We start from the raw sequence: 26,979 nt of genomic DNA, 5'->3' as shown, positions 1-26,979 counted from the left end.
TCCGCAGGGTAAATTGCGCAATTTGGGCCAAATCGTGCGCTCTCACGCGGGCGGAAGCGGTTCGGACAGATAGGCTTCGGGCGGAATCGCAATGAGGCCTTTTATCAACAAGCTGGCTTTGTCTTTTTCGGGCAAGGCCTCCAGCGCGGAGCTGATCGCCTGAAACAATTGGTCCTTGTCTGCCGTTGCGGATGAGATGATCGGTAAACCAGGTGTTGGCCGGGTAGAGACCAACACCCGCAGATCCTGCGCCGCTGGGGTCTCCCTTTGAAACAGCGCCCAGCTTACGGCATCAATCGCGGCAATGTCCACTGTCCCGTCGAGAACCGCACGTGCAGATGCGGCATGGCTGCCCGTGTCTAAGGTTTTACCCAGAAAGCTGAAGCCGAAATCGTTTTCCGCCAGATGCCCTTCGATCGAAGCCCAGCCGGATTGTGAGCGCACATCGTTGCGCGCCAACCGCGCGTTTTTAAAATCCGAGAGCGATCGTCGAGGGTCATCTCTGCGGACGATGACGCAGGAGTTGTAATACCCCGGCGGGCAGCCCGTGACACCGTAATCCGGTGTACCGATCAAGCTGACCCGCCCGTGGAGACCGCTTCGAAACGGCAGGCCGCAGGTCTGGGACATTACCAGATCCGGTCTGACCCATGTGTCATGTGGATCATCGGTTCGGTTCAAATTGTCGGGGCCAAACCCAAGTCGGTTCCGGGTCAGGCGCCAAAATCTATCGTTCGCGGACCGCGTCGTTGGCCCATCATACATGGGCAGGCTGGCAATCATGCGCTGTCGTCAACCGCCTGTCGCGCGAGCGCAGAGTCCCGATCACTGATCCCGAGGAAATTCGTGACCATCCGGACCAATGCGTCCTCTTCATGCGCACGTTCGCCATCCGCCAGCACGACCTGCCAGAGCGCCTGAACAACGGCGCGGCGCTCCTCATAGGGCACGGCGTCTTTGATGGCGCGTGTGAAGCGCACCGTATCGGGGGCCTCGGCTTCCAGTGCTTCGGCTTCGGCGCGCAGGGCGGTCGTGGCCCCGGGGCCAAGGTTATAGCGGCGCGCCGTGATCTGATCGATGCGTTCTTTTTCGCCCGCGCTATAGTCATTGTCCGAGCGCGCAATGCGCACCAGCAAAGCCGTCAGGGCAAGACGCGCATCCTCATCGGGAAGCATCTCGGGATCGGGTTGCGTCAACCGTTTTATGAATTCTCCAAACATGGCCTCGATATAGTCAGGAATTTCCCGGGTGCCAATATCATTTGCGATCCAGTGCGTTTTGTCGCGCCGCTGCAATATCCGCGTCTGACAATCCAAGGGCCGTCTCAATGGCAAGTAATTGAATTTCCTCATCTTCGTCTTGGTGACCATCTGCAAGGGCGACGGCCCACATGGCATCTGCGAGCGCTTTGCGATCATCATAGGCGACTTCCTGGCGCAGTATTTTCGCAAATTCGGGCGTTCCGGGCGCATGGCGTTCCAGCGCTTCGCAGGTCGCGCGCAGCTTGGCCGCCTCCAACGGTTTCAGATTGAATGTGGCTGCCAGAATGCGGTCAATCTGCCCGATTTCAGACGCCATATAGGTGCGGTCGGCCAAAGCAATACGCACCAGTAGAGCGCCGAGGGCGAGCTGTGCGTTTGGCTGCGGCAAGGGGGTTGATTTGGCCGGTCTGCGCGAAAAAAGTCTATCAAACATTGTGTTTTAGCTGAAATCCAGTGTGGGTTTATATCGATGAAATAATGCGCGGCGATCCAAAAGATCGGTACGCGTTGGCGTAATTCTTGTGGCATGTGCTGCGGACAGTGCGAGCATCAAGCCAAATGCGCAGTCGCGTGGATGCATAATTGCAAGCCGCTGCGGATGGTAAAACGCGGCGGGTGCGTCGCTGTCTGACCGGAAGGCCGCCGCCGAATGCTCATGCGAAGACGGGCAATCCATGACACCGTCCACAGCTTTTGCAGCCCAGCTGTGATACGCCCGCCGTTGGATCGAACCGAACCTGTCTAAAATGCTGATATGAACCGGTTCGCCCACCTTTGCCTGCACCGGATAAACCGGCGCGTTGCAGGCGAGGGCTGTCTGGCCAAAACCCACAAGGCATACTGTCAACAACGCGCGCATGGCCCTACTCTGACACGCAATTCTCCATGTGCCTAGCGCCTAAAACCCGGTGACCCCTGTGGAGCCTACAGGTTCTTGAAAAGCTTGGAAAACCTGTCGGTTTCCTCTGTGAGCCCATAGGGCGGATTGATCACGAAAAGACCCGACCCAACCATGCCGTGACCGGGCTGCGCCGGAGGGAAATGCACTTCATGGGACAGCGCTTCGGGGTGCTGGGCCCGGAGTGTTTGCACCATCTCAAGATGCGCGCGCGAGGTGAGAATGGGATACCACAGGCAGATAATCCCGACATTCCAGGCGCGCGTAATTCTGGCGACGTGGCGCGGAATATCGCGGTAGTCGTTCTTTATTTCATAGCTGGGATCAATCAGCATGATGCCCCGCCGAGGGGTGGGCGGACACAGGGAATGTGCCAGTTCAAACCCATCCGTTCGGTAGCATTTCGCACCATGGGACGACATCGCAAAATCAAGTGCTGCGTGTTCCTGCGGATGCAGTTCTGCCAGGTGTATGCTGTCTGTGGGGCGCAACACTTGTGCGGCAATCAGGGGCGAGCCCGGATAGCTGCGCGCACCATGGCTCGCCCGTGTCCGCGCCAGCGCCTGCGCGTAGGCGTGATCGGGCGGAACCCGCGGGGACAGCCTGTCGATGCCCCGCACCGCCTCGCCGGTTTTCAGCGCAGAGGGATCATCAAGATCATAAAGCGCGCGGCCCGCATGGGTTTCAATATAGCTCAGCGGTTTGTCCTTACGCGTCAGATAAGACAGGATCCAGGCCAGCAGCCCGTGCTTGTGCACATCCGCGAGATTGCCGGCGTGATAGATATGTTGGTAACTCAGCATCCGCTTTCATAAGGGCGAACAGGGCGCACGCGCAACGGTTAACGGCCGGGTTCCGGGCAAGCGCCGGTCAGCCGTGGTAAACGCCTTTGCCTTATGGCCAAAGCGCGTGGCACAGCCCGTACACAACCTGTACACAGGCTGTACACCCCGTGTACGTGAAAATGCCGGTTAACAAAGCGCCCGGCGGGGTTTGCTGAGATGGGGTTAAGCGATCACGCGGCGCTGTAACCCCCGCGATACGACACAAAAGGTTGCAAGGGTGGTTATTGCTGCCGTTTGGGCGCGGCACCCTTGCCCGCGGGCTCGATGGGCGCCGTGATTGATGTGGAGCTGGTTGTTATTCCGCTTCAATTACCCTGCGCGCCACACGAAAGCACTCCAGTGCCTGCGGCACACCGCAATAGATGCCAATGACGTGGATGATGGCGCGGATCTCGTCATGACTGACGCCGTTGTTGATCGCGCCGCGACAATGCAGTTCCCATTCGTTCATCTTGCCCAAGGCCCCGATCATCGACAGGTTCATCATCGAGCGCGTCTTGGCATCAATGACATCGTCGCCCCAGCCAAAGCCCCAGCACCAGGCCGTCATGGCTTCCTGAAACGGCCGGGTGAAATCATCAGCGGCGGCCAGGTTTTTCTCCACATATTCCGCGCCAAGGGTCGCTTTGCGTTGTGCCAGGCCTTTGAGAAAGAGGTCTTCGTCGAAACTGCTCATATCCTTGTCCTTCAAGAGTTCTTCCATAATTTGGGCGTTCAAGCGAGCTTGATCGTTACTTTCTAGTATTGCGCGCTCAGGCGAGCTTAATCGCGACATTTTTCGTCTGCACGTAATTCCACAAGGCCTCGCGGCCCTTTTCGCGGCCATAGCCGGATTTTCCATATCCGCCAAAGGGGGTTTCCACGCCACCCGCGTACCATTCGTTTACAAAAACCTGCCCCGCGCGCAAGTCGCGCGCCGCCGTGGTTGCGCGATCCAGACTGCGGGTGAAGACGCCACTGACAAGACCATAGGGCGTGCCGTTCGCGATTTTGAGCGCGTCTGCATCATGGGAAAACCTGAGGACGGACAAGACCGGGCCGAACACCTCTTCCTGTGCGATTGTCATTTCGGGCGTCACATCGGTCAGGATCGTCGGCTCCAGAAACGCGCCGGGCCGGTTCAGTTTGTGCCCGCCGGTGGCAACAGTGGCGCCCTCGGCTTGAGCCTGGGCGATCATGGCGACGGCGCGGTCACGCTGTGCCTCGGACACCATCGCGCCCATCCCGGGTCCGAATTCGGGTTGTTCGATCCCGGGCCTGACCGTGAGCGACTGCGCCACACCCACCATGCGCGCGACCAGTTCGTCATGGATGCTGTCATGCGCGATGACGCGGCTCATGGCGGAGCAAACCTGGCCGGCGTTGAAGTAGATGCCCCATCGCACGTCTTTCTCAAACGCTTCAAGGTCTGCGTCCGCGTGAACGATTGCGGCGGATTTGCCGCCCAGTTCCAGAACGCAAGGCACCACGTTTCTGGCAGCGGCCGAAGCGATGGCGACACCGGTTGGCACCGAGCCGGTAAAGACGATCTGGTTGACCTGCGGATGCGCAGACAGGGCGGCCCCGGCCTCTTGACCCAGACCGCACAGAATGTTCACGGCCCCCTTGGGCAATCCGGCGGCTTCTGCGGCATGGGCAAACCAAGCCGTGCTTAGTGGTGTCAATTCCGGCGTCTTGATCACACAGGCGTTGCCGGTGGCAAGTGCCACAGAAAGCGAGCGTGCAGTCATTTCCACCGGGTAGTTCCACGGGATGATCTGCGCGCTGACGCCAAAGGGTTCACAGGTGGTAAAGTCGAAATAGCCCCTGCCAAGCGGGATCGAGCGGCCTTCCACGGTCTCGGCCTGATTGCCGTAATACTCAAAATAACGCGCGGCACCTTCAATTTCGATGCGCGATTCCCAGAGCGGTTTGCCCTGTTCCAGTGTCAGGACCGGGGCGATCTCTTCGATGTGATTCAGCAGGTAGCGGCCCATGGCCTGGACCTTGCGGCCACGCTCAACCGGACGCAGATCAGAGAGCGCACCCGACAGATGCACCGCGCGCGCGGCCTGCACCGCGCGGTCCACATCGGCGCTGTCTGCGAGCGCTTGATCGGCCAGTTTTTCACCGGTGCCGGGGTTCATGACGTCAATCCGCCCTGCGCCGCCATCGACCCATGCGCCGTTGATGTAGTTTTGCCAGTGGTTTTTCATGCGGGTTTGATCCGGTGCTGAGGGGGGTGAGCATCATGCGGTTTTACCCGGCGGTAAAGGTGCCTGATGCGCGTGAGATCGCACATGCGAGGGCCAATCCGGACAGGCATCCACCCATGCGCGCCACGTCCGTCAGGGTGCATCTGCGGACCCTGCGTGTTTTGGCAAATCATCCACAACATGCAGCCAGGTGAGGCGCTCTGAGACATAGCAGTGAAGGTCGGGCACATAGTCTGACGGATCATCCAGGGTCACAGGGTAGAGATGAACCTCGCCGGGCCAACGGCTGCTTTCAAAGCTCATCTGCGTGCCACACTCCGGGCAAAACCCGCGCGTTGCGAATGCCGAGGACGCGCGCGTCGCCCGCACGCCGTCCCAGTCAACCCGGTTCAGAGAGTATCCCATCCACGCAACGATGGGCGCAGAACAGGCGCGCCGGCAATCGTCACAGTGGCACAGGGCCGTCCAATTCGGCGGTCCGCTCACGGTGTAGCGCAGATTGCCACAGGCGCAGCCCCCGGCGCGTGACTTATCCATCGATCGCCTCGCGCATCCAGGCTTGCAAATGCATCACCGGATGTTCCGAATTCACCCCGCCCCGGGGATCAACAACCAGAGGACCGGGTCGATACCCGCGCGAGCCAAGCCCGCGCTGTACGGATTCCACCAGATGAATATCCTCTTCAACGGTGGTTTCACGGTCCTGCACGGCCAGAGCGCGGACCTTTGGGTCCTCAACACCGCCCACCGAATACCAGCCCCGCCATACCACCACATGAGTGGCATCAATCGCGCGCCAGTGATAGGTGTTCAGCACATTGCCCGGATAGACCTGAAACGAAAACATCGGCCATAGAAACCAGCTTGAATACTCATATTGATGGGCGAAGCCCGAGTGCACATCATAGGTCATGTCCTCAAGGCTTTGGCATTCGGTTGTGTGACGCAGGCATTTGCCCTGCGGCTGGATGTCATAGGTCTGCGGCCTGACGACCCCATTGGCGAAGGTCGGGTGGTTGAGCGCGCAGTGGTAACACTCCGAATAGTTCTCGACCGAGACCTTCCAGTTGCAGGTCTCGGGAATGTCCACCCACTCCAGCGGCCTCAGATCAGCCCAGTTCGGCACCCATTCTTCCAATTCGGCGCGCGCTTGTGGAAACCACTCCTCCATCGGCGCCGCATCCGGATCAAGGTTCACAAACACAAATCCGATAAGCTCTTCGGCGCGCACCTCCGTGAGGCAAATGCCTGATTTATCAAAGCCTTCGACAGCATTGATATTGGGTCCCGCACGCAGTTCGCCGGTCAGCTCATACGTCCACGCATGATAGGGGCACACAACAACACGGGTTGATCCCCGGCCCGAAACCAGTTGATGCGCACGATGCTGACAAACGTTGTAGAACACGCGGATTTTTTCATCCCGGCCCCGGATCGCAAACAGGCTTTCACCGGCAATCTCGAAAGTGGCATAATCGCCGATACGCGCAAGGTCGGAAGCATGACATCCGAATTGCCATGTCTGCGCCAGAAGACCTGCGTTTTCGATGCGAAACACTTCGGGGTCGGTGTAGTACCGCGCCGCCAAGGATCGGATCGGGGCGGTCATTTTGTCTCCTCATGATAGAGGCCAAGCTGATGGCGGCGTTTGTGAAATGTTTCGACCCGTTCAACGATTTCATCGCTGGCGACTGCGATCACGAAGGACAGCAGCGTTTCCAGAAGCGCGATGATGCTGACCGAGGATGGGAAAAACTGCGGAGTGTCAACGCAGACGACAAAGCCATGATCGGCGTCCCGGATGATCGGGCTGGCCGGGCTGTCGGACAGACCCACGATTTTCATGCCCTGCTCCCGGGCGATCTTGACGGCTTCGACAACCTCAGAGCGATAGGGTTTGCAGGTCACGGCGATCAGGATGTCGTTGCCATCTGCCCAGGCCAGATCATCCACCGGCGTTGAGCCGGGCCGCGGGATGGCATGAAATTCGGTCATGCCGGTCGAAGCAAGGTAGGTAAAGTTGCGCGCAACCGAATTGTTGACGCCCACCCCAAGCGTAAAGACGCGGCGCGCGTTCCAGATTGCCTCGGCGGCGGTTTTCAGATCCTGCGTCGAGATATCAGCGAATGTTTCTTCGATATTGGCCAGCGCATCGCGGACCACATCAGCATAGAGCCCGCCCAACTCGCCGGTTTTGCGGATGTCCTGCAACCAGCGGGCGCGGTCGGGGAAATCAGCCGCCCCGCGCCGGATGGCATCGCGAAATGGCGCGCGGAAGTCTTCATACCCTTCAAAGCCCACCTGCCGCGCCATGCGCACAACTGTGTTGGGCTTCACGTTGGCGGATTGCGCGATTTCGCGCACGGTCGACACCCCCACATCGCGCGGGTTTTCCAGCACATAGGTGGCGGCCTTGCGGGCTTCTGGCGTCAGATCTGAAAGCTCGCCTGCCAGACGCTCGAGAATCGTTTTTGATACATTTGTCCCATTCATGATTGACGATGGTATTTTTGTTTGCTTAGCCTGTCGAGTGAAAATCGACTCGAAAAAAAGGATGTGATCGTGGCGGCAGAATTTCCAACCCAGGCCCGTGTCGTCATCGTGGGCGGCGGGGTCATGGGCGTGGGGCTTGCATATCACCTTGGCCATGAGGGCTGGGGCGAGGACACGGTTTTGCTGGAAAAGGCGGAGCTGACATCGGGCAGCACCTGGCATGCGGCGGGGCAGATCACCCATTCCACATCGAGCTTTGGCCTCGGGAAATGCGTGGATTACAACATCGGGCTCTATTCGGGCGGGTTGGAAGCCGAGACGGGCCAGCCCGTGACGTGGCATGGGTGCGGCTCCTTTCGCCTGGCCTATACCGAGGACGAGATGGATTGGCTGCGCCATACGCTGTCCGTCGGGCGCGCGCTTGGGTTCAACATTGAACTGGTCCGCCCGGACAAGGTTGCCGCGCTGCATCCGTTCTACAATCTTGAGGGCGTTCTGGGCGCGCTCCATACGCCGGATGACGGCCATGTCGATCCGACAAATGTGACCATGGCGATGGCCGCCGGCGCGCGCCAGAAGGGCGTCAGGATCATCCGCCAATGCCGCGCGACCAACATCACGCAAAGCCCGTCCGGGGACTGGATTGTCGAGACGGACAAGGGCAGTATAACCTGTGAACACGTGGTCAACGCAGGCGGTACTTATGCGCGCCAGATGGGTGTGTGGTCGGGCCTGCAATTGCCGATGACCTCGATGACGCACCATTATTTCGTAACCGAACCGGTGCCGGAATTCGAAACGCTGGAGACCGAACTGCCGGTGATCCGCGACGACAAAAAGGTGTCCGGCTACATCCGTATGGAGCAAAAACGCGGGTTGATCGGGATTTACGAGAAGGAAAACCCCAACTCCGTTTGGCATGACCATTGCCCCTGGGATTACGAAAACTGGCTGTTTGACGCGGATTATGACCGTGTGATGCCCTATCTTGAGGAAAGCCTGAACCGCATGCCGATTTTTGCCGAGCTTGGCATTCAACGCGAAGTCCACGGGGCAATCAGCCACCCCCCTGACGGCAATCCGCTGATTGGTCCGGCCGCGGGCGTGCGCAATTACTGGTGTTGTTGCGGCACGCAGATCGGCATTGGCTGGGGCCCGGGGCTGACCCGCGAGTTGGCGCGCTGGATGGTGCATGGGGCGGCCGATATCTCGATGCGCGAGTATGATCCGCGCCGGTTTGGCAGCTATGCCACGAAGGAATGGCAAGTGGTGAAGGCGGAGGAAGATTATTGCCTGCGACACGAAATTCCGTTCCCGCATTTCAACCGTTTTGCGGGGCGACCTGTCAAACCCTCTCCGTTGCACGATCTGCTGAGCGCAAAAGGGGCCGTGCATGAGGAAGTCTTCGGATTTGAACGCCCGCGCTGGTTTGCAAGGAATGGCGTGGCGCAACATGATCACTATTCCTTCAACCGCACACCGGTGGATGACATTGTGGCGGCGGAGGTGGAAACCGTACGCAAGGCCGTTGGTATCATGGATGTGACGGCCTTCACCAAGGTTCTTGTCCAGGGGCCGGACGCCCATGCCGTGCTGGATCGCCTGACCGCCAACCGGATGCCGCAAAAAGACGGCTCGATCACTCTGACCCATATGCTGAACCGCGCCGGCCGGATCGAGTTGGAAACCACGATTGTGCGCATGGCGGCGGACAAATATTATCTGGTGTGCGCCGCGTTCTTTGAGCACCGTTTGCTGGACCATCTGAACCAGCATTGCGATGGTGCAGGGGTGACCGTTACATCCCTCTCTGCCGACTGGTCCGCCTTGTCCCTGAACGGACCGCAGGCGCGGGACGTTTTGGCCGCTTGTACGGATGCGGATTTGTCCAATGCGGGTTTTCGCTGGTTATCCGCGCAGAAAATCACGGTCGCGGGCCATTCAATATGGGCGTTTCGCATGTCCTATGCGGGTGAGTTGGGGTGGGAATTTCACATGCCGAACGCGGCTTGCCTTGATGTCTATTCCGCTCTTTGGGCGGCGGGGGAGGCCTTTGGCATCGCAGATTACGGATCCTTTGCCATGAACGTCATGCGCATGGAAAAAGGCTTCAAGGGTGCGGGAGAGTTGACCAACGAGGTGACGCTGGCCGAGGCCGATGTGCTGCGTTTTGCGCGCAGGGACAAGGACTATCTGGGGCGCGATATGACATTCAACACGGAGCTGCCGTGGGTCTGCGCGTATCTTGAGATTGACCCGGATGGCAAGGCGGATGGCCATGGCGGTGAAGCGGTGATGCTGAACGGAACTGTGGTCGGGTCAACCGCATCGGTTGCCTATGGCCCGACCGTCGACAAGGTTCTGGCCTTTGCCTACGTCAAACCGGAGGCCGCAAACCCGGGAACCGCCTTGCAGGTGGTCATCCATGGCGCGCCGCGCCAAGCGCGCGTTCTGGGAGAGCCCGCCTATGACCCTCAAAGCCTCAAACCAAGATCGGATGCGCCATGACCCTGCCCAAAACAATGAAAGCCATGGTCACCATGGGCCATGGAGACCTTGACCAGATGGTCCTGCACGCAGAGTGGCCGCGCCCGGTGCCTGCTGCCGGTGATGTGCTGATCCGCGTCGGGGCCTGCGGGTTGAACAACACCGACGTGAACACGCGTTCAGGCTGGTATTCCAAGGCGGTGAGTGATGCCACAACAGGCGCAGGCTACGCTAAGGTTGATCAGGAAGATCCGTCATGGGGCGGTGCGCCGATCACATTTCCCCGCATTCAGGGCGCAGATGTTTGTGGTCGCATCGTGGCGGTGGGGGCCGGGGTTGATGCCGCACGCATCGGCGAAAGGGTCATTACAGATGGCTGGCTTCGTGATGCGGACGATCTCGAAGACCTCAACAAGACGGGCTATTTCGGATCTGAACGCGATGGCGGTTTTGCAGAGTTCACAACGACGCCCGCGCGCAATGCACTGGCCATCCAGTCCGACCTGTCAGATGCGGAGCTTGCGACATTCTCCTGTTCGTATTCCACTGCGGAGGGGATGCTGACGCGCGCCCAAGTGACAGGAAATGATACAGTCCTCATCCCCGGTGCATCCGGCGGCGTCGGTGGTGCGCTTGTTCAACTGGCAAAGCGGCGCGGCGCGCGTGTCATTGCCATGGCGTCCGAGACCAAACATGCGGAGGTGGCAACACTCGGGCCGGATCTGATCCTGCCCCGCGCACCTGACAATCTGCGCGCCGCACTGGGGGCGGAAAAGGTCACTGTTCTTGCGGACGTTGTGGGGGGGCCATATTGGCCGACGCTGATCGATGTGCTTGAACGCGGTGGGCGCTATACCTGTTCCGGCGCGATTGCCGGGCCGATCGTGCAACTGGATCTGCGCACCTTCTACCTGCGCGATCTGACGTTCACGGGATCAACCGTGATTGCGCCGGAAGTCATGTCCAACCTGATCCGCTATATCGAAAACGGCGACATCAAACCTGCGCTGGCGGCGACCTATCCGCTGGAGCAGCTGCGCGAAGCACAAGCGGCTTTCATCGCAAAGACCCACGTCGGCAATATCGTCGTGACGCCATGAGGATTGCGAAGATCTCCGTCTACCAGTGCGACCTGCCGCTGGCGCATCCCTACTGGCTGTCCGGCGGGCGGTTAAAGTTCGAAACACTGGACGCAACACTGCTCAAGGTCGAGACGGACACGGGCGTCACGGGCTGGGGCGAAGGCACGCCCTGGGGGCACACCTACGTGCCCGCCCATGGCCCCGGTATCCGCGCAGGGATCCAGACCATGGCCCCCTTTGTGATCGGCCTTGATCCGCGGCGCGTGTTGGATGTGGAGCGGGCCATGGATTTGTCGCTGCCGGGTCATCTCTATGCGAAAAGCCCGATTGATATGGCGTGTTGGGACATTGCGGGGCAAGTGGCCGGTGTCCCGATTGCCGATCTGATGGGCGGCGGGTCGCGCACGCCGCGCCCCATCGCATCCTCGGTTGGCGCCAAGACCGTAGAGGAAACGCGCAAGGTGATCGAGCGGTACCGCCAGCGCGGCTACATCGCGCATTCGGTCAAGATCGGCGGCAACGTGGCACGTGACATCGCCCGCATCCGAGACGTCGAAGACAACCGGCACGACGGAGAGATTGTGCTTTACGATGTCAATCGCGGCTGGACGCGCGGCCAGGCTTTGCAGGTCATGTCGGCCACGCAGGATCTGAACGTCACCTTTGAACAGCCCTGCGAAAGCCTCGATGACATCTGCGCCCTGTCAGGCAAGCACGCAGCCCCTGTGTCCATTGATGAATCGCTCGTGACACTGCAGGATGCGGTCCGCATTGCGCGCGATGGTTTGGCGGAGGTGTTCGGGATCAAGCTCAACCGCGTTGGCGGCCTGACCAAAGCCGCCCGGATGCGCGACGTTGCACTGGTGCATGGCATCGACATGTTTGTCATGGCCACGGGCGGAACTGTCCTGGCCGACACCGAGGCTTTGCATCTGGCCGCAACGGTTCCGGATGAAAACTGCCATGCGGTCTGGGCCTGTCAGGACATGATTACTGTGGACATTGCAGGCGGGCGCGGCCCGCGCAACATAGACGGCCATTTACATCTGCCCGAAGCCGCGGGTCTGGGCGTGCATCCGGATGAGGAAACGCTGGGCGACCCGGTGGCGGTCTATTCATGAAGGTCAATCGCATCACCCTGTGGTCTGTCGATCTGACAAGCCATGAGACCTATTACATGGCGGAGGGCAAAACCTGCGCAACGGTCAAGACCCATGTGCTGTGTCTTGAGACGGATACCGGTCTGAAGGGGTGGGGCGAGGTCTGCCCGATCCCGCATTACCTGCCTGCTTTTGCCGATGGCGTGCCCAGTGCCATCACCGAAATGGCCCCCGAAATACTTGGCATCACGCCAACAGGCATTGACGCACCGATGCGCAAACTGGATGGCTTCCTGCCGGGTCACGCAGATGCGAAATCAATTGTCGATATGGCGCTATGGGACCTTTTCGGCAAAGCAACGGATCTGCCGCTTTATCAATTGCTTGGCGGTCGCACGCGGCGCGATATGCCGCTTTATCACTCCATCACCTGTATCGACCCTGATGAAATGGCGCGCGTCGCGGCGCAGGCCTACGCCACCGGCATCCGACAGTTTCAAGCCAAACTGGGGTCTGACGCGGATTGGCAGGCTGATGCGGAACGTCTGGCAAAAGTGCGCGAAGCTGTTGGAGAGGGGCCGCTGGTCTATGGCGATTGGAACTGCGGTGCCTCGAAATTACACGCCACACGGACCGGCCGCGCGGTCGCCCATCTCGATGTGATGCTGGAGCAGCCCTGCAAAACTCTGGAAGACTGTGCCGCCGTGCGCCAGGCCACAGGGCTGGCCATGAAGATCGACGAAGGCGCCTTTGATCTGGCGAGCTTGATGCGGGCGCATGCTTTGGGATGCCTTGATGCGGTCGCGCTCAAACTCTCGAAATTTGGCGGTCTGTCGGCCATGCGCCGTGCCCGTGATCTGACGATCCAACTTGGGGCCGAGATTTGCGCGGAATGCACTTGGGGCTCTGACATTGTGACGGCCGCCTCGCTGCATTTTGCCGCCTCCACGCCCCACGGCGCGTTGCTCAATACCTGCGATCTGTCAGGTTACGTCGCGCCGCGCATCGCGCCGGATTGCCCGATACGCCAGAACGGCCGCATCGCACCGCCTGATGGGGCAGGGCTTGGCGTGACACCGGACCCGGACATCCTTGGAAACCCTCTTCTGGAATTGGCCTGACCTATGCAAAAACTGACGTCTCAATCAGATTGGATCGCCCGCGCGCAGCGGGTTTTGCCCGGCGGTGGGTTCGGCAATTTTGACCCCGGCATCGTGATCGCCAGAGGCCAGGGCAGCCGCGTCTGGGATGTGGAGGGCAAGGAATACATCGACTATCTGATCGGGTCCGGTCCGATGCTGCTGGGGCATGGTCACCCGGAGGTGCTGGAAGCCGTGCTCGCGCAATTGCCCAACGGCATGACCTTCTTTGCCAATAACGCCACGGGCATCGAACTGGCCGAGGCCATCGTCGAGGCGGTCCCCTGTTGCGCGCAAGTCCGATTTGTCACGTCGGGCGGCGAGGCGGATATGTACGCGATGCGCCTGGCGCGGGCCTATACGGGCCGTGACAAGATCCTGAAGTTTGAAGGCGGTTATCACGGCATGAGCGCCGAAGCCCAGATGAGCCTCGCGCCAACTGCGCGCGCCAATTTTCCACAGGCGGTACCGGACAGCGCGGGCATCCCGCAAGCCGTTGCCGATCAGATGCTTATCGCCCCTTTCAATGATCTGGCGGCGGTCGAAGCGCTGTTGGTTGAACACAAGGATGTGGCAGCGATCATCGCAGAACCCCTGCAACGGATCATCGCTGCGGAACCGGGGTACCTGCAGGGCCTGCGCGACCTGTGTGACAAGTACCATGTGCTGCTGATCTTTGATGAGATCGTAACAGGGTTTCGTCTGGCCTACGGCGGGGCGCAGGAACGCTATGGCGTAACGCCAGACATTTGCACGCTGGGAAAGATCATTGGCGGCGGCTTTCCCCTGGCCGCGCTGGGCGCACGTGCAGACATCATGCAGCACTTTGATAAATCCATTGTGGGTGCGGACAAATGGCTGATGCAACTTGGCACCCTGTCCGGAAATCCCATCGCGGCGGCTGCAGGGCTGAAGACAATGGAAATACTGCGCCGTGATGACAGCTACACGCGGTTGAGAGCCATCGGCAAATCGCTTCAGGACATGCAAACAACCGCGCTGCATGAGGCCGGAATTGCACACCAGATCTGTGGTGACGAAACGCTTTTTGATGTCGTCTTTACTGCTGACACATGCCGGGACTTCCGCACGGCAAAACACGACGACCCCCACCGGAACGCTACCTATAATGCCACTTTGCGCGAAAATGGTGTCTTCAAGTCCGCGGGCAAACTTTACCCGTCGCTGGCGATCACCGATGCTGATCTGGATCAAACGCGCGCGGCCGTTTTAGCCGCGGTTCAGGCGATCGCTAGAAGCTGACGCGATCACAGAGAAAGGTCGAAGGCAGGGCCACGGAGTTGTCCGGTTGCCCCCTTTCTTTGGGCCGTTTCACGGCGCTTCATTGCCGTGCAATGGCGCAATGCGGTTCGCTGTCGTGCGCGCAAAACCAGTGCGCAGGTAAAACGGTCGTGAGGGATTCTCCGGCGCTTTGCGGGTTGAAAATGATTGGTGGCACGCGGCGAAACTATAGCCCGGACCAAATCAGCCCGCCGTATACCGCAACGCCAACGCACATGGTCAGAATGACATGATTGCTGGCATAAGCGACAGCGAGGGCAACGGCGCCGGCCATCCATGCCCCAGTTGATTGGCCCGCCAGGGAAGACGCTACCAATGACACTACAATAAGACCCGGCAGATCATCCAGAACCCATGTGAAGCGGGACGATTTGAGTGCGTCACCGGCATAAAGACCAAGCACCCGGATCGAAAATGCGGCGCTGGCCAGAACAACAATCAACATCCAGAACGGAAAGCTCATGACAGGCGCGCTCTTCTGCTTCTGAGGACATGTGAAATGGCAAGGCCGCAGAAAGCGCCTAAAACAATCGCATAGGCCTTGGGGGAACCTCCGGCGGTGACGCCGATTGTGACAGCAAAGCTCATAGCCCATGGCATGAGGTTGGCTGGGCCGCGCCATAACCCGCGCGCCATGGCAATAAAGGCAGCGGTGAATGCAAAGCCCAAACCAAATTGTTCAAGGTCTGGCAGCGTGGCACCGGCAACCGCGCCGAGCGTTGTGGATAACGTCCAGACCGTGATCATCACAGTTCCGGAGCCGATCAGAAAACCCGCCCCGATATGAGGGTTTTTCGCCCGTTCAGCCATCGTCAAAGCCCAGTTTTCGTCGCCGGTCATGTGGATCGCCAATAGTTTCATCCGAAGTGGCAACCCGCTTAAAACCCCTGACAGCGACGCGGCAATTCCAATGTAACGCAGGTTCAGAGCTGCGCCTGCCAATGCGGCACCCAACACGGCGGAGGTGCCGGCGAACTGTTCAACAGCGACGATTTGGGATGATCCCGCGTGGACGAACCCGCTCATCAGGGCGACGCCCCACCAAGGAAAGCCAACCTGTGCCGCCAGCAAGCCGAAGGCAAAACCGTAGACGGCGGCCCCGGCGGCAAGCGGAAGAATTGCAATAATACCGTATTTCATAGCCAGCAGATTAGGCACTGGAGTTGATTGGATAAACTACCTATTCTTCCAAATAATGAGTAACTACGATCAAAATATGTCTTATTCTGCTAGGGAGCGATCATGGATCACTCAGATCATCAAGTATTGGCTTTGCTGCAACGAAACGCACGAACGTCCATACAGGCGCTGGCGAACCACATCGGCGCCTCCACCGCATCGGTGCAGAGGCGGCTGAAGGTCTTGCGCGATAGCGGTGTCATCAAAAAAGAAGTTGCTGTGCTGGATCAGGAGAAGCTGGGTTTTGGCATCACGGCGGTGGTATCCGTCGAGCTTGAACGAGACCGTTTGGACCAGATCGACGCTTTCAAACGGAAAGCCCGTCAGGATCCGCAGGTGACAAATTTCTACTGCATCGCCGGTGATGCCGATTTTGTGATGATCGTGGTAGCCAGGGATATCGGGGACTACGAAGCTTTCACCCATCGGTTTTTCTTTGCAGACCGGAATGTCCGGAAATTCCGCACTTCAATTGTGGTATCGACGGAAAAAGCGACGCTGGAACTTCCGATCTGAGATCTGACGTGCGCCGCGCAGCATCCGCCAGCGACGGGATTTAAGCGCCGGACCATTTTCGCGATCTGTGTGAAACGGCTCAACAAGGGCCGCAAGTACGATGAAAATGATGCTGAGGCCGCGTTGCCCCCTCATGGGCGTCTTGAGAAGAGGCGGGAACAATTAGATAAGCAGGCGCTGCAGCGCGTCCGATCTCGCTTTGTATCGCGGCGGACGGAAGCAACGAACCAGATCCGCGCCTGTCCCGGCGTACACGGATCACTCTTGAGCGCCGCGTTGCGCTCCGCGCTGAAGAGTATGCTGGACCATCGCCGTGGCGAGATGTCCCTGCAGATGCGGAAATTGATCCTTGGGCATCCGCAAGACCGGATCTGGCTGGACAGGCGGATCGAGAGGGGCGCATCCGACATACATGAGGGCCGGGAGACCGCGCCGGGCTGCCCGCGCTTCATGACCAATCCCCGCATCCGCTCGCTGATCTCAACGGCAATGGCTGCTGCCATGGCAAGGTCTTTGGCCGTGGGCGCGAATTTACGCGTGGCTCAGATTGATCCAGCGACAGAGTCGCGCTGGCGGGCGATTTGGGGCGGAAACATAAATCTGGCGCCGATATCTGCGCATGCTGTTTGTGCAAACCGCGCTGGTCATCACGCAGCGCCCGAAACCCTGGCAACGGTTCTGCATTGGCACGCGCTTGGAACCCGTTGCAGTGCGTCCGCAACACAACAAGTCTGGTGTTGCACAGGTGAACAAGCTGGCGCGTCCTGAACGCCGGCAAAACCTTCGATTTGGAGGCAGAAGCGACAGCGGCTGCGGTCTGATCGGACCCAAGCTGGCAACGGTATTGGTAAATCTCGACTGCATGCAACGGAAGCAAAACGCACCCAAAGCCTGGCAGCTCAAATGGTCATGCATGATCTGCTATGTCATGAGACAGCGCCGCCTTTGCCCGTCCCACAAGGCCCCGGCAAAATACAACCGGTCAAAAGGCTGCATAGATATCAGCGACTTGCTGAAGACGTGAAATCGATCACCCGCAAACAGCAGCGGCGACATAACGTTCGGGCTGACTGACTACAGCCATCGCCAGAACAGGAGCATCGTCCAGATCGCGCATTGGCATCTGCCTGATCCCAGCACAAAAGATGGGATAACTCACGATGATCATAAAATCTGCAAGGAAACCCAAAAGGCCGCCGCGCGTTGCTTTTTGGACCTGATGGGTGAGCACGGTCGAACGTGATATCTGAGGGGCCATGGGACGCAAGCCGAAGTCCATCTACGGCGCGACAGTGCGTCGTTCATTGACCCCTCCTTGTCAGGAACAAGCGCGGCAAGCGGAAATATTGCAACTGTGTCGGTCGCGTTGGATGCCGCGCAGCACCGCGAGACTCCCAGGTTGAAATCTGACAATTTGATCAACCTCAGGCAAAAATTTTCTACGCTGAATTGCGGGAACCGGTGTCTTTGGTGGCGGAAGAAAATTATTATTTCCAAATACTTCGAGTACCAATTGACTCGGGCAAAAGATCCGGATCTATCATTGTTAACTGATCGGTCAGCTTTTTTTCAAGGACGTTTTTTATGGCACAGCCAACCCAGTGGGCAGGCCCATTTCAAGTAAATACCGGTGATGCTTCAATCGGCTTTCAAAGCAATCAAAATGTCCTGGGACTGGCGAACGGGTGGATTCTGGTCACATGGGATGAGGGTCAGAATGGCGTCATAGGAGCATCACCGCGCGGCGACATCGTTGGAAAAATTTACGACGCAGATGGTTTGGTCGTCTACGATTCATTCCAGCTTAATTCGTACTTCTTCAGTGATGGCGAAACCGACCACAATGTCACGGCGACCCACGACGGTTTTGCAATCAGCTTTGTAGATGCAAGTGAAGCTCGATATGGACCCGACGAAAGAGCCATAAGATTTGAGCAGTTTGATCTGGACGGGCCAAAGGAATTTGCAACCATAGTTGGCGTGCAATCCAATTTTCTTACTACTTCAAAATTTGCTGTGAACCTTGTGCCTGAGAGTGCAGGTTTCTATGTGCCTTTCAACGATATCACGCTTGACTATACAGGCGCGCGGTTAATCGACGGCGATGGCAATGTAGGTCGATTTATCCAACCCCCGGCGGCGGCACCAGGCGCAACTGTCTTCACACACAGCGTGGATGTCTTAAGTGATGGCAGCTACAGAACCATATACTCGATCTCGGACGGGTCAGACACGAGCTACGCGTTTTCTGTCTTTGACAGCGCAGGCACAGCATTGACCCCATTGATAGAGATATCTGTCAGCGGGAGCGTGAACCACTTTGCAAGTCTCGCCGGTGGAGGTTTCGTAATTGCTTTCCGATTGAATAATGAAGTCTATTCGCAGGTTTACGATTCAACGGGTGCTGAGGTCGGAACACTTCACTACGAACCAAATTCCAGCGGTAGTCATGGAGCTATACCCCGGGTGATTGGGCTGCATGATGGCGGATTCATTCTCGCTTGGGACACAGACCCGGTAAATGATGTTTATGCGCGCCGCTTCAACGCTGATGGCACCCCTGAAAGCGATGCTTTTTTCGTGGGCGCCGGGGGGACATTCAATAGTGCGGACGTCGAAATCGGGCTGGCTGCGGATGGTCGCGTGCTGTTTGGATGGCAAGGTCCAAACAATGAGCTTTTCTCCTCCATTTGGGACCCGAGGGGCGAGATCATCAACCCGGACGACTATGGCCAGATCCGCACGAATTTCCTCGCCACCGATGTGATCACGACCGGGGTCAATGGCTCAACCGTCCTAGAAGGTGAAATTGGCGACACAATTCTGGGTCAGGCCGGGGATGATATCATCTATACCTCTGGCAGCGGGGACTTCTATGGGGGCGGCGGCAATGACCTGATCATTTCCAGTGCCGATTTCGCTCTCCCCGGAGACTTCAAATACCTGAACGGGGAAGCGGGTATCGACACGTTGGATACCACGGCTTTCAACGGCAATTACGCCATCAACCTCGAGACGGGTGAGACGGATTACTTTGGCGCACCGGCGGAAGCGAGAGAGGCGTTCTATAACTTTGAGAACCTCATCGCCGGAAACGGGAATGACGATTTGAAAGGGTCATCGGTTGCGAACCGCATAGAAGGCGGCGGCGGGTCTGACCGCATTCTCGGGTTCGCCGGGAATGATGTTTTGATTGGCGAAGAAGGAAATGATCGGCTCAACGGTGGCGAGGGGGATGACCTGCTAGAGGGAGGCGCCGGGGATGATCGCCTTTATGCGGGTGCCGGGAATGACAGTCTTGACGGTGGCGTAGGCAATGACGTGCTGGTGGGCGAGGCTGGGGATGACAGTATCAACGGGGGCGACGGCAATGACATTCTGCGCGGCGGAGAGGGACAAGATACGCTGAGCGGCGAGGAGGGAGATGACACCGGGTTTGGCGGGGATGGCAACGATACCATGCACGGTGGTCTGGGCAATGACACGCTCAATGGCGGTGGCGGTAATGACATCATCAACGGCGATGCAGGCGATGATGTGCTGGCGGGCGATATCGGCACGGATACCCTCACTGGTGGTGACGGTGACGACATCCTGCGCGGCGGCGGTGGCAATGATATGCTATCCGGTCAGGATGGGAATGACTTGATTTTTGGCGGCTCGGGCGAAGACATGCTGTTCGGTGGTGCGGGCAATGACATTCTGGACGGCAACGCGCAAGCGGATCAACTCTTTGGGGGTGCCGGTGTAGATACGCTGCGCGGTGGCGACGGATTTGACCTGCTGGAAGGGGGCGCGGATAATGACGTGCTGGTCGGCGGCAACGGCAATGACGTGCTCAACGGGGGAGGCGGACAGGATATTCTGCGCGGTCAGGCCAATAATGATGTTTTTGTCTTCTCAGCCGCGGCGGAGTCGGCTTTTGGGTTCGCGGACCTCATTGATGGGATCGCTGGCGTGGGTGCTGCCGGTGGCGATGTGATCGATCTCTCCGCGATAGACGCAGATACACAAACCGCGGGCACGCAGGCCTTCACTTTTCTGGGCGCATTGACAACCGCACAAGGATTGGCGGCAGGGGCCGGATCGCTTTGGGTCGAGAATGCGAACGACCAGACACGGGTCTATGGTTTGACGGATGGCGACAATGCCATCGACCTTGCCATCCGCATCAATGATGGTGTCGGGATCTTGGCAGGTGATTACCTTGCGACAGACTTCATATTGTAAAACCGGAAAACGTCTGGAGAGCCGTCCACGACATGACGCCCTTGCCGGTTACACAGCCTTAGAATTGCGGATGGTGGGCTAAGCGGGCCGCGCAGGCTACAGACCGGCCTGAAAGCCAGTTACGACGCCTATCGTATTTCGAGCTTTACTTGCGACCTTATGAAGCGCTTATCGCGTTCGGTCAACGGAAGTGGCTGCCAACGCCCGCTTCGGGTTTAGGTCGCGACGTCTAGACCAGCCGCGAGATATCCTTGGCGGCGCGCACGAAATCCTTGAATAACGGGTGCGGGGCAAAGGGTTTGGATTTGAGTTCGGGGTGGAATTGCACACCAACAAACCACGGATGATCGGGCCATTCCACAATCTCGGGCAATTTGCCATCAGGGGACATGCCCGAAAAGCTCAGACCGGCGTTTTCAAGCTGTTCGCGGTATTTGATGTCGACCTCATAGCGGTGGCGGTGGCGCTCATCTATTGTTGTGCTGCCATAGACCTCGGCAACTTTTGAACCTGCCGTCAGCACCGCGTCATAGGCACCCAGACGCATTGTGCCGCCCTTGTCATCCTCGACCTTGCGGGAGACTTTCGCGTTGCCCTGCACCCATTCTTTCAGGTGATAAACAACCGGCTCAAAACGCTTCTTTCCGGATTCGTGGTCAAATTCCTCTGACCCTGCGAGCTTGATATCCGCCACATTGCGCGCCGCCTCGATGACGGCCATTTGCATGCCCAGACAGATGCCCAGATAGGGGACCTTGCGGGTGCGGGCGAATTCGGCCGCCTTGATCTTGCCTTCTGTACCGCGCTCGCCAAACCCCCCCGGGACCAGAATGCCGTTATACCCTTCAAGATGAGGGGCGACGTCATCGGCCTGGTCAAACACCTCGGCGTCCACCCATTCCACCTTGACCTTGACGCGGTTGGCCATGCCACCGTGGGTCAGCGCCTCGGCAATGGATTTATAGGCGTCTTCTAGCTGGGTGTATTTGCCAACGATGGCGATTTTCACCTCGCCCTCGGGGTGGTGCACCCTGTCGGAGACATCGCGCCAGACAGTCAGATCGGGCCTGGGCGCGGGAGAAATATCAAACGCATCCAGCACCGCCTGATCCAACCCCTGTTCGTGATAGGCCAGCGGGGCATCATAGATGGTTTTGAGATCATAAGCGGCCACGACGGCCTCTTTGCGCACATTGCAGAAGAGCGCGATTTTCTCGCGTTCTTTTTCAGGGATATGCTGTTCGGAGCGGCAAACCAGAATGTCGGGCGCGATGCCGATGCTTTGCAATTCCTTGACCGAATGCTGCGTCGGTTTGGTTTTCAATTCCCCGCTCGCCGCGAGATAGGGCAGCAGCGTCAGATGCATGAAAATACACTGGCCGCGCGGTTTGTCATGGCTGTATTGGCGGATGGCCTCGAAAAACGGCAGGCCCTCAATGTCGCCCACGGTGCCGCCAATCTCGCAGAGCATGAAATCGACCTCATCCCCGCCCACGTCGAGAAAGGCTTTGATCTCATTGGTGACATGCGGGATCACCTGAATGGTTTTGCCCAGATAATCGCCGCGCCGCTCTTTTTCGAGCACGGTGGAGTAGATGCGCCCGGAAGAAACGGAATCAGTGTTGCGCGCCGACACGCCGGTGAATCGTTCGTAGTGGCCCAGATCCAGATCGGTTTCCGCCCCGTCATCGGTGACAAAAACTTCGCCGTGCTCAAAGGGCGACATGGTGCCGGGGTCAACGTTCAGATAGGGATCCAGCTTGCGCAAACGCACCGAAAAGCCACGCGCCTGCAGCAAAGCGCCCAAGGCGGCGGAGGCCAGACCTTTGCCAAGAGAGGAGACCACGCCGCCGGTGATAAAGATATAACGTGCCATGGTTTGATTTGCTCCCGTGCATCTTGGCGGTGTGTGAAAGGCCGCTCAAATGGGGCGCGAAACACGCAACTCCACGGGACTTAAGTCTAACAGGATTCGGTGTGCTTACGCAAGGCATGACGCAACATGATGTTGCATTTCGTCGCGCATCCGCAAGGTATTGTCGTTAGCGATCAATCCGCAAGGGGGACCAAAGGTGCGTTGTCATCCGGGCCCGGCGGCAGGAGCGCGCCACCATCCGGCACATCCGGCGATGCCGGTTGGTTGAGCGCAGGCGGTGTGACACCCAGCCTGTCCACAACCGAAGAGCCCGATGCATTCTCGGCGGCAAATATCGTTAGCGTGATCGAGGTGCAGATAAAGGCAATTGCCAGCAGCCAGGTGACTTTGCCCAAGGCTGTTGCTGCGGAACGGCCTGACATGGCACCGCCGCCGCCGCCACCACCCATACCCAGGCCTCCGCCCTCAGAGCGCTGCAGCAGGACAACAGCGATCAGGCTCAGCGCCAGTATAAGGTGGACGATCAGGACGACGTTTTCCATTAAAGACCTGCGGGTTTGGAACGGCTTTGGGGGTATCTAGGGAAGTTTGGCCCGGCTCGCAAGGGAGGAAAGCGTCGAAAAGCAAGAGGGTTTCACAAGGCGAGACCGCCACCAGCGGTTTGATCCGGGCGACGGTCTGTCGAAGCTGGTCTGTCATGCGCGCAGACTAAGAGGGTTATCCTGGAATTGAGGCGCTGCGGACTCGCTCCATAAGATAACCATACCATAAAACTCGCGCAAAATCGCATAAAAAATGTAGCCTGTGGATAAGTGTGTTTTGCAAAGGCTGGACAATGGAGAGCGCCGCCGCAAAGATGCGCATATGCCTCATGATGACCCTGACCACCCGCACAGCCTTTTGCCACCTGATCCCGCCTTGCGCATCAAAGCATTGGAAACGATCCTGACGCGCAAGGGGCTGATTGACCCGGCCGCCCTGGACGCGATCATTGACACCTATGAAAACAAGATCGGCCCGCGCAACGGTGCCCATGTGGTGGCGCGGGCCTGGCGAGATCCCGATTTCAAGGCGCGTCTGCTGGAAGATGCCACCTCCGTCGTGGCGGATCTGGGGTATTACGGTCGGCAGGGCGAACATATGGTGGCGGTTGAGAACACGGACGCCACGCATAATATGGTCGTTTGTACGCTGTGCAGTTGCTATCCTTGGCCGTTGCTGGGCATTCCGCCCACATGGTATAAATCGGATGCCTACCGTGCCCGTACGGTACGTGAGCCGCGCGCCGTTCTGGCCGATTTTGGGGTCGCTTTGCCGCCGGAAACAGCGGTGCGTGTTTGGGATTCAACTGCTGAGGTGCGATATCTTGTGATCCCGCAACGCCCTGAAGGGACAGAAGATATGGATGAGGCCGCGCTGATGGATCTGGTCACGCGGGATAGTATGATCGGGACAGGGTTGGCGCTGGCACCGGAGGCTGCGACGTGACTCGCCCGCATGATATGGGGGGGCGCTACGGCGATGGGCCGGTCATCCCGGAAGCCGAGGGCGAGGTGTTTCATGCTGATTGGCACGCGCGCGCCCTGGCGGTGACGCTTGCGTCTGGCGCGCATGGCAAGTGGAACATTGATGTGTCACGCCATGCCCGCGAGTGCCTTGCACCGATGGATTACGCGGGCTTTTCCTATTACGAAAAATGGATGGCGGGGCTGGCAGATTTGCTGGTTGCAAAGGGCATGGTAGGCGCGCGGGACCTGTCCCGCGGGGACGCTGATGCCACACCCCGCGCGCCGGCCACGTTGCAGGCGCGTGACGTGCCGGCGGTTTTGGCCAAAGGCGGACCGGCAGACCGACCCAGCGATATTACAGCAGCGTTTAATCCCGGAGACGCCGTGCGCACGCGGCGTATTGCGGCCAACATATTGGTCGATGGCGGGCATACGCGGTTGCCGTCCTATGCCGCCGGGGCGGTTGGGCGTGTGGTGCGGTTTCATGGCACGCATATCCTGCCCGACAGTTCGGCGCATGGGTTGGGCGACGCAGCCGAGCCGCTTTATGCGGTGGTTTTTGCGGCCTCTGAATTGTGGTCCCACCCGGAGCATCCCCGTGATGAGGTCGTGCTTGATCTGTGGCAGAGCTATCTGGAACCGGCATGAGTGAAAAACCGGAGCCTCAGTTTTCAGAACCCTGGCATGCGCAGGTGTTTGCACTGACTGTTGTATTGAATGAAGCTGGGCATTTTGACTGGCCGGACTGGGCCACGCGTTTTGGTGCCACGTTGAAACGCCATGGGCTGGCGCGTGAATTGGACGGCGGGGATGATTATTTCGCCGCCTGGCTGGAAACGCTGGAGCATTATCTGGCGAGCATGGGGTTGGCCGAAGCGGAAGACGCTATGAGGGTCAAACAAGCCTGGGAAAATGCCTATTTGAGCACGCCGCATGGGGCACCCGTGACGCTGGAAACGTAGGATGTCCAAGCGCTGTTGTGCTCGCTGTCTTGCTAACGGCGGCGTATCAGTCGTCCACGTCATCCATATCGGATTGACCCGAAAGGGCGCGGCGTACATGGCTCCAGCTGAGCCCGATCCCCAATACAAACGAAAGCGCCACAAGCCCCAACCAGATTTTGAACCCGGCACTTTCCAGTTTTAACGCGCCCAGATCATAGAGAACCCAGACAAGGGCCGCGAGGATCGCCAGCACCAAAACCATGCCTCCGGCGCCGATCGAGCGCAACGTGGCGCGCAGATAGATGATATAGCCCACCGTCAGGACCAGCCCGAGCAGCACGGCAACAGACAGGTTTGCGGCTCCGAAATCACGCAGCCAAGTCACGTAATTATAGGGCGTCGGATTGAAGGTCAGCGCCACAAGCGCAAAGGCAAAAAACCACCGGGTCAGAAATCCCATCAGGGGCGCTCCAAATTCATGCGTCATCTGAGGCGGTTAGATACGCGGCGCGGTGCGGGCTTGTCTATGGGGCAGGCGCGTTTGAGGTGTCTTGTTTTTCACCTTTCGCCCCGTGCTGTGCGCGGCTATACCGACCCGGGTTTGAAGCACATCAAAAGGGACCAGCCATGGCAAATGTCGTCGTTGTCGGCGCTCAATGGGGCGATGAGGGAAAAGGCAAGATTGTGGATTGGCTGTCCGAGCGTGCCGATGTGATCGCGCGCTTTCAGGGCGGGCATAATGCCGGGCACACACTGGTGATTGATGGCGAAGTGTTCAAGCTGAACGCGTTGCCGTCCGGCGTTGTGCGGGGGGGCAAGTTGTCAGTGATCGGCAACGGTGTGGTTCTGGACCCGTGGCATTTGCTGAAAGAGATCGATACGATCCGCAAGCAAGGCGTTGAAATCACGCCTGAAACCCTGATGATCGCGGAAAACACACCGCTGATCCTGCCGATCCACGGGGAGCTGGACCGCGCGCGCGAAGAGGCTGCGAGCAAGGGCACTAAAATCGGTACGACGGGGCGCGGCATTGGCCCGGCTTACGAGGATAAAGTCGGTCGGCGCTCGGTGCGTGTGGCGGATTTGGCGGATCCAGCGACATTGGAGGAGCGGGTGGATCGGGCGTTGCAGCATCATGACCCGTTGCGCCGCGGCTTGGGCATTGAGCCCGTAGACCGCGACGCGCTGCTGGCGCAGCTGCACGACATCGCCCCGGGTGTTCTGCAATATGCGGCCCCGGTCTGGAAGGTGCTGAACGAAAAGCGCAAGGCGGGCAAACGCATTCTGTTTGAGGGCGCACAAGGTGCGTTGCTGGACATTGATTTCGGGACCTATCCTTTTGTGACCTCCTCCAATGTGATTGCCGGACAGGCCGCGACCGGCGTTGGCGTCGGACCGGGCGCGGTCAATTATGTGCTGGGCATCGTCAAGGCCTATACAACACGTGTCGGCGAGGGGCCGTTTCCGACCGAGTTGGACGATGCGGACGGCCAGCGACTGGGCGAGCGGGGCCGTGAATTTGGCACCGTAACAGGGCGCAAGCGACGGTGCGGTTGGTTTGACGCGGTGCTGGTGCGCCAGACCTGCGCAACATCCGGCGTGAATGGTATTGCCTTCACCAAGCTCGACGTGCTCGATGGGTTTGACACGCTGAAGATCTGTGTGGGCTATGATCTGGACGGCGAAAGGATGGAATATCTGCCCACGGCGGCGGATCATCAGGCACGCTGCACGCCGATTTACGAGGAAATGCCCGGCTGGCACGGATCCACCGAAGGCGCGCGCAGTTGGGCCGATTTACCCGCCAATGCGATCAAATATGTGCGTCGTGTGGAGGAGTTGATCCAATGTCCGGTCGCGCTACTTTCTACCTCACCGGAACGGGAGGACACCATCCTTGTGACGGACCCTTTTGCCGATTGA

28 protein-coding genes are annotated in these 26,979 nt (G+C 58.8%); 12 read left to right on the top strand and 16 right to left on the bottom strand.

Annotation, left to right across the window (positions count from 1 at the left end; genetic code table 11):
- Positions 1 to 42: 42 nt before the first annotated feature.
- The 10 genes from R8G34_08690 to R8G34_08645 form a co-directional block, all read right to left on the bottom strand.
- Entirely contained in the window at positions 43 to 765 is a 723-nt protein-coding gene (locus tag R8G34_08690; protein ID MDW3222945.1) for a PhnD/SsuA/transferrin family substrate-binding protein, read from the bottom strand.
- 14 nt (positions 766 to 779) lie between these two features.
- Complete coding sequence (locus tag R8G34_08685; protein ID MDW3222944.1) at positions 780 to 1,220, bottom strand: TerB family tellurite resistance protein; 441 nt, start codon at positions 1,218 to 1,220, stop codon at positions 780 to 782.
- Between the two features lie 37 nt (positions 1,221 to 1,257).
- Complete coding sequence (locus R8G34_08680) at positions 1,258 to 1,695, bottom strand: TerB family tellurite resistance protein (protein ID MDW3222943.1); 438 nt, start codon at positions 1,693 to 1,695, stop codon at positions 1,258 to 1,260.
- Positions 1,696 to 1,701: 6 nt separating this feature from the next.
- Positions 1,702 to 2,121: a hypothetical protein gene (locus R8G34_08675; protein MDW3222942.1), complete on the bottom strand. Its 420-nt coding sequence runs from the start codon at positions 2,119 to 2,121 to the stop codon at positions 1,702 to 1,704.
- Positions 2,122 to 2,186: 65 nt separating this feature from the next.
- The gene (gene rlmJ, locus R8G34_08670; GenBank protein MDW3222941.1) at positions 2,187 to 2,963 is read right to left on the bottom strand and encodes a 23S rRNA (adenine(2030)-N(6))-methyltransferase RlmJ; all 777 of its coding nucleotides are present in this window, start codon (positions 2,961 to 2,963) and stop codon (positions 2,187 to 2,189) included.
- A 337-nt stretch (positions 2,964 to 3,300) separates the two neighbouring features.
- A complete protein-coding gene (locus R8G34_08665) occupies positions 3,301 to 3,681 on the bottom strand; it encodes a carboxymuconolactone decarboxylase family protein (protein MDW3222940.1) in 381 nt (126 codons plus the stop codon).
- A 76-nt stretch (positions 3,682 to 3,757) separates the two neighbouring features.
- On the bottom strand, positions 3,758 to 5,200 hold the full coding sequence (locus R8G34_08660; GenBank protein MDW3222939.1) for an aldehyde dehydrogenase family protein: 1,443 nt from the start codon (positions 5,198 to 5,200) through the stop codon (positions 3,758 to 3,760).
- 132 nt (positions 5,201 to 5,332) lie between these two features.
- Complete coding sequence (locus R8G34_08655) at positions 5,333 to 5,737, bottom strand: GFA family protein (protein MDW3222938.1); 405 nt, start codon at positions 5,735 to 5,737, stop codon at positions 5,333 to 5,335.
- Positions 5,730 to 6,809, bottom strand: a complete 1,080-nt coding sequence (locus R8G34_08650; protein MDW3222937.1) for an aromatic ring-hydroxylating dioxygenase subunit alpha — start codon at positions 6,807 to 6,809, stop codon at positions 5,730 to 5,732. The genes R8G34_08655 and R8G34_08650 overlap by 8 nt, the downstream gene beginning before the upstream one ends.
- The gene (locus R8G34_08645; protein ID MDW3222936.1) at positions 6,806 to 7,693 is read right to left on the bottom strand and encodes a MurR/RpiR family transcriptional regulator; all 888 of its coding nucleotides are present in this window, start codon (positions 7,691 to 7,693) and stop codon (positions 6,806 to 6,808) included. The genes R8G34_08650 and R8G34_08645 overlap by 4 nt, the downstream gene beginning before the upstream one ends.
- Before the next feature lie 66 nt (positions 7,694 to 7,759).
- On the opposite strand from R8G34_08645, the gene R8G34_08640 reads away from it, so the two are divergent.
- From R8G34_08640 to R8G34_08620, 5 genes are read left to right on the top strand one after another with little or no spacing between them, the layout of a single operon-like run.
- Positions 7,760 to 10,201, top strand: a complete 2,442-nt coding sequence (locus R8G34_08640; protein MDW3222935.1) for an FAD-dependent oxidoreductase — start codon at positions 7,760 to 7,762, stop codon at positions 10,199 to 10,201.
- Positions 10,198 to 11,280, top strand: coding sequence for an alcohol dehydrogenase family protein (locus tag R8G34_08635; protein ID MDW3222934.1), 1,083 nt, complete (start codon positions 10,198 to 10,200; stop codon positions 11,278 to 11,280). The genes R8G34_08640 and R8G34_08635 overlap by 4 nt, the downstream gene beginning before the upstream one ends.
- The gene (locus tag R8G34_08630) at positions 11,277 to 12,383 is read left to right on the top strand and encodes an enolase C-terminal domain-like protein (GenBank protein MDW3222933.1); all 1,107 of its coding nucleotides are present in this window, start codon (positions 11,277 to 11,279) and stop codon (positions 12,381 to 12,383) included. The genes R8G34_08635 and R8G34_08630 overlap by 4 nt, the downstream gene beginning before the upstream one ends.
- On the top strand, positions 12,380 to 13,483 hold the full coding sequence (locus R8G34_08625; GenBank protein MDW3222932.1) for an enolase C-terminal domain-like protein: 1,104 nt from the start codon (positions 12,380 to 12,382) through the stop codon (positions 13,481 to 13,483). The genes R8G34_08630 and R8G34_08625 overlap by 4 nt, the downstream gene beginning before the upstream one ends.
- Before the next feature lie 3 nt (positions 13,484 to 13,486).
- Positions 13,487 to 14,764, top strand: coding sequence for an aminotransferase class III-fold pyridoxal phosphate-dependent enzyme (locus R8G34_08620; protein MDW3222931.1), 1,278 nt, complete (start codon positions 13,487 to 13,489; stop codon positions 14,762 to 14,764).
- Positions 14,765 to 14,969: 205 nt separating this feature from the next.
- Here the strand turns inward: R8G34_08620 and R8G34_08615 are convergent, their stop codons facing one another.
- Positions 14,970 to 15,266, bottom strand: coding sequence for an AzlD domain-containing protein (locus tag R8G34_08615; GenBank protein ID MDW3222930.1), 297 nt, complete (start codon positions 15,264 to 15,266; stop codon positions 14,970 to 14,972).
- Positions 15,263 to 15,961, bottom strand: coding sequence for an AzlC family ABC transporter permease (locus tag R8G34_08610; protein MDW3222929.1), 699 nt, complete (start codon positions 15,959 to 15,961; stop codon positions 15,263 to 15,265). The genes R8G34_08615 and R8G34_08610 overlap by 4 nt, the downstream gene beginning before the upstream one ends.
- A gap of 84 nt (positions 15,962 to 16,045) precedes the next feature.
- On the opposite strand from R8G34_08610, the gene R8G34_08605 reads away from it, so the two are divergent.
- Positions 16,046 to 16,498 (top strand): Lrp/AsnC family transcriptional regulator, encoded by a 453-nt coding sequence (locus R8G34_08605; GenBank protein MDW3222928.1) that lies wholly within the window; start codon positions 16,046 to 16,048, stop codon positions 16,496 to 16,498.
- Positions 16,499 to 16,795: 297 nt separating this feature from the next.
- Positions 16,796 to 17,266, top strand: coding sequence for a hypothetical protein (locus R8G34_08600; protein MDW3222927.1), 471 nt, complete (start codon positions 16,796 to 16,798; stop codon positions 17,264 to 17,266).
- A 262-nt stretch (positions 17,267 to 17,528) separates the two neighbouring features.
- On the opposite strand, the gene R8G34_08595 is transcribed toward R8G34_08600, so the two are convergent.
- Entirely contained in the window at positions 17,529 to 17,756 is a 228-nt protein-coding gene (locus R8G34_08595) for a hypothetical protein (GenBank protein MDW3222926.1), read from the bottom strand.
- Positions 17,757 to 18,082: 326 nt separating this feature from the next.
- Here R8G34_08595 and R8G34_08590 point away from each other — a divergent pair, with 326 nt between their 5' ends.
- On the top strand, positions 18,083 to 20,728 hold the full coding sequence (locus tag R8G34_08590; protein ID MDW3222925.1) for a calcium-binding protein: 2,646 nt from the start codon (positions 18,083 to 18,085) through the stop codon (positions 20,726 to 20,728).
- Positions 20,729 to 20,957: 229 nt separating this feature from the next.
- Here the strand turns inward: R8G34_08590 and R8G34_08585 are convergent, their stop codons facing one another.
- Together R8G34_08585 and secG are read right to left on the bottom strand one after the other, a co-directional pair.
- Entirely contained in the window at positions 20,958 to 22,604 is a 1,647-nt protein-coding gene (locus R8G34_08585) for a CTP synthase (GenBank protein MDW3222924.1), read from the bottom strand.
- 173 nt (positions 22,605 to 22,777) lie between these two features.
- Positions 22,778 to 23,146 carry a preprotein translocase subunit SecG gene (secG, locus tag R8G34_08580; GenBank protein MDW3222923.1) on the bottom strand — a complete coding sequence of 123 codons (369 nt, stop codon included), beginning with the start codon at positions 23,144 to 23,146 and terminating at the stop codon, positions 22,778 to 22,780.
- Positions 23,147 to 23,468: 322 nt separating this feature from the next.
- Here secG and nthA point away from each other — a divergent pair, with 322 nt between their 5' ends.
- The 3 genes from nthA to R8G34_08565 are packed head-to-tail and all read left to right on the top strand — an operon-like array spanning position 23,469 to position 25,074.
- Positions 23,469 to 24,092 carry a nitrile hydratase subunit alpha gene (nthA, locus tag R8G34_08575; protein MDW3222922.1) on the top strand — a complete coding sequence of 208 codons (624 nt, stop codon included), beginning with the start codon at positions 23,469 to 23,471 and terminating at the stop codon, positions 24,090 to 24,092.
- Positions 24,089 to 24,760, top strand: a complete 672-nt coding sequence (nthB, locus tag R8G34_08570) for a nitrile hydratase subunit beta (GenBank protein ID MDW3222921.1) — start codon at positions 24,089 to 24,091, stop codon at positions 24,758 to 24,760. Before nthA ends, nthB begins: the two co-directional genes overlap by 4 nt.
- Entirely contained in the window at positions 24,757 to 25,074 is a 318-nt protein-coding gene (locus R8G34_08565) for a nitrile hydratase accessory protein (protein MDW3222920.1), read from the top strand. Before nthB ends, R8G34_08565 begins: the two co-directional genes overlap by 4 nt.
- 46 nt (positions 25,075 to 25,120) lie before the next feature.
- Here the strand turns inward: R8G34_08565 and R8G34_08560 are convergent, their stop codons facing one another.
- Complete coding sequence (locus R8G34_08560; protein ID MDW3222919.1) at positions 25,121 to 25,516, bottom strand: DUF6524 family protein; 396 nt, start codon at positions 25,514 to 25,516, stop codon at positions 25,121 to 25,123.
- Positions 25,517 to 25,683: 167 nt separating this feature from the next.
- Between R8G34_08560 and R8G34_08555 the strand changes: the two genes are divergently transcribed.
- The gene (locus tag R8G34_08555) at positions 25,684 to 26,979 is read left to right on the top strand and encodes an adenylosuccinate synthase (GenBank protein ID MDW3222918.1); all 1,296 of its coding nucleotides are present in this window, start codon (positions 25,684 to 25,686) and stop codon (positions 26,977 to 26,979) included.

The organism is Paracoccaceae bacterium, from assembly GCA_033344815.1.
In the GTDB taxonomy this organism is placed as follows: Bacteria; Pseudomonadota; Alphaproteobacteria; order Rhodobacterales; family Rhodobacteraceae; genus Roseobacter.
This window is presented reverse-complemented; position numbering and strand designations above follow the sequence as displayed.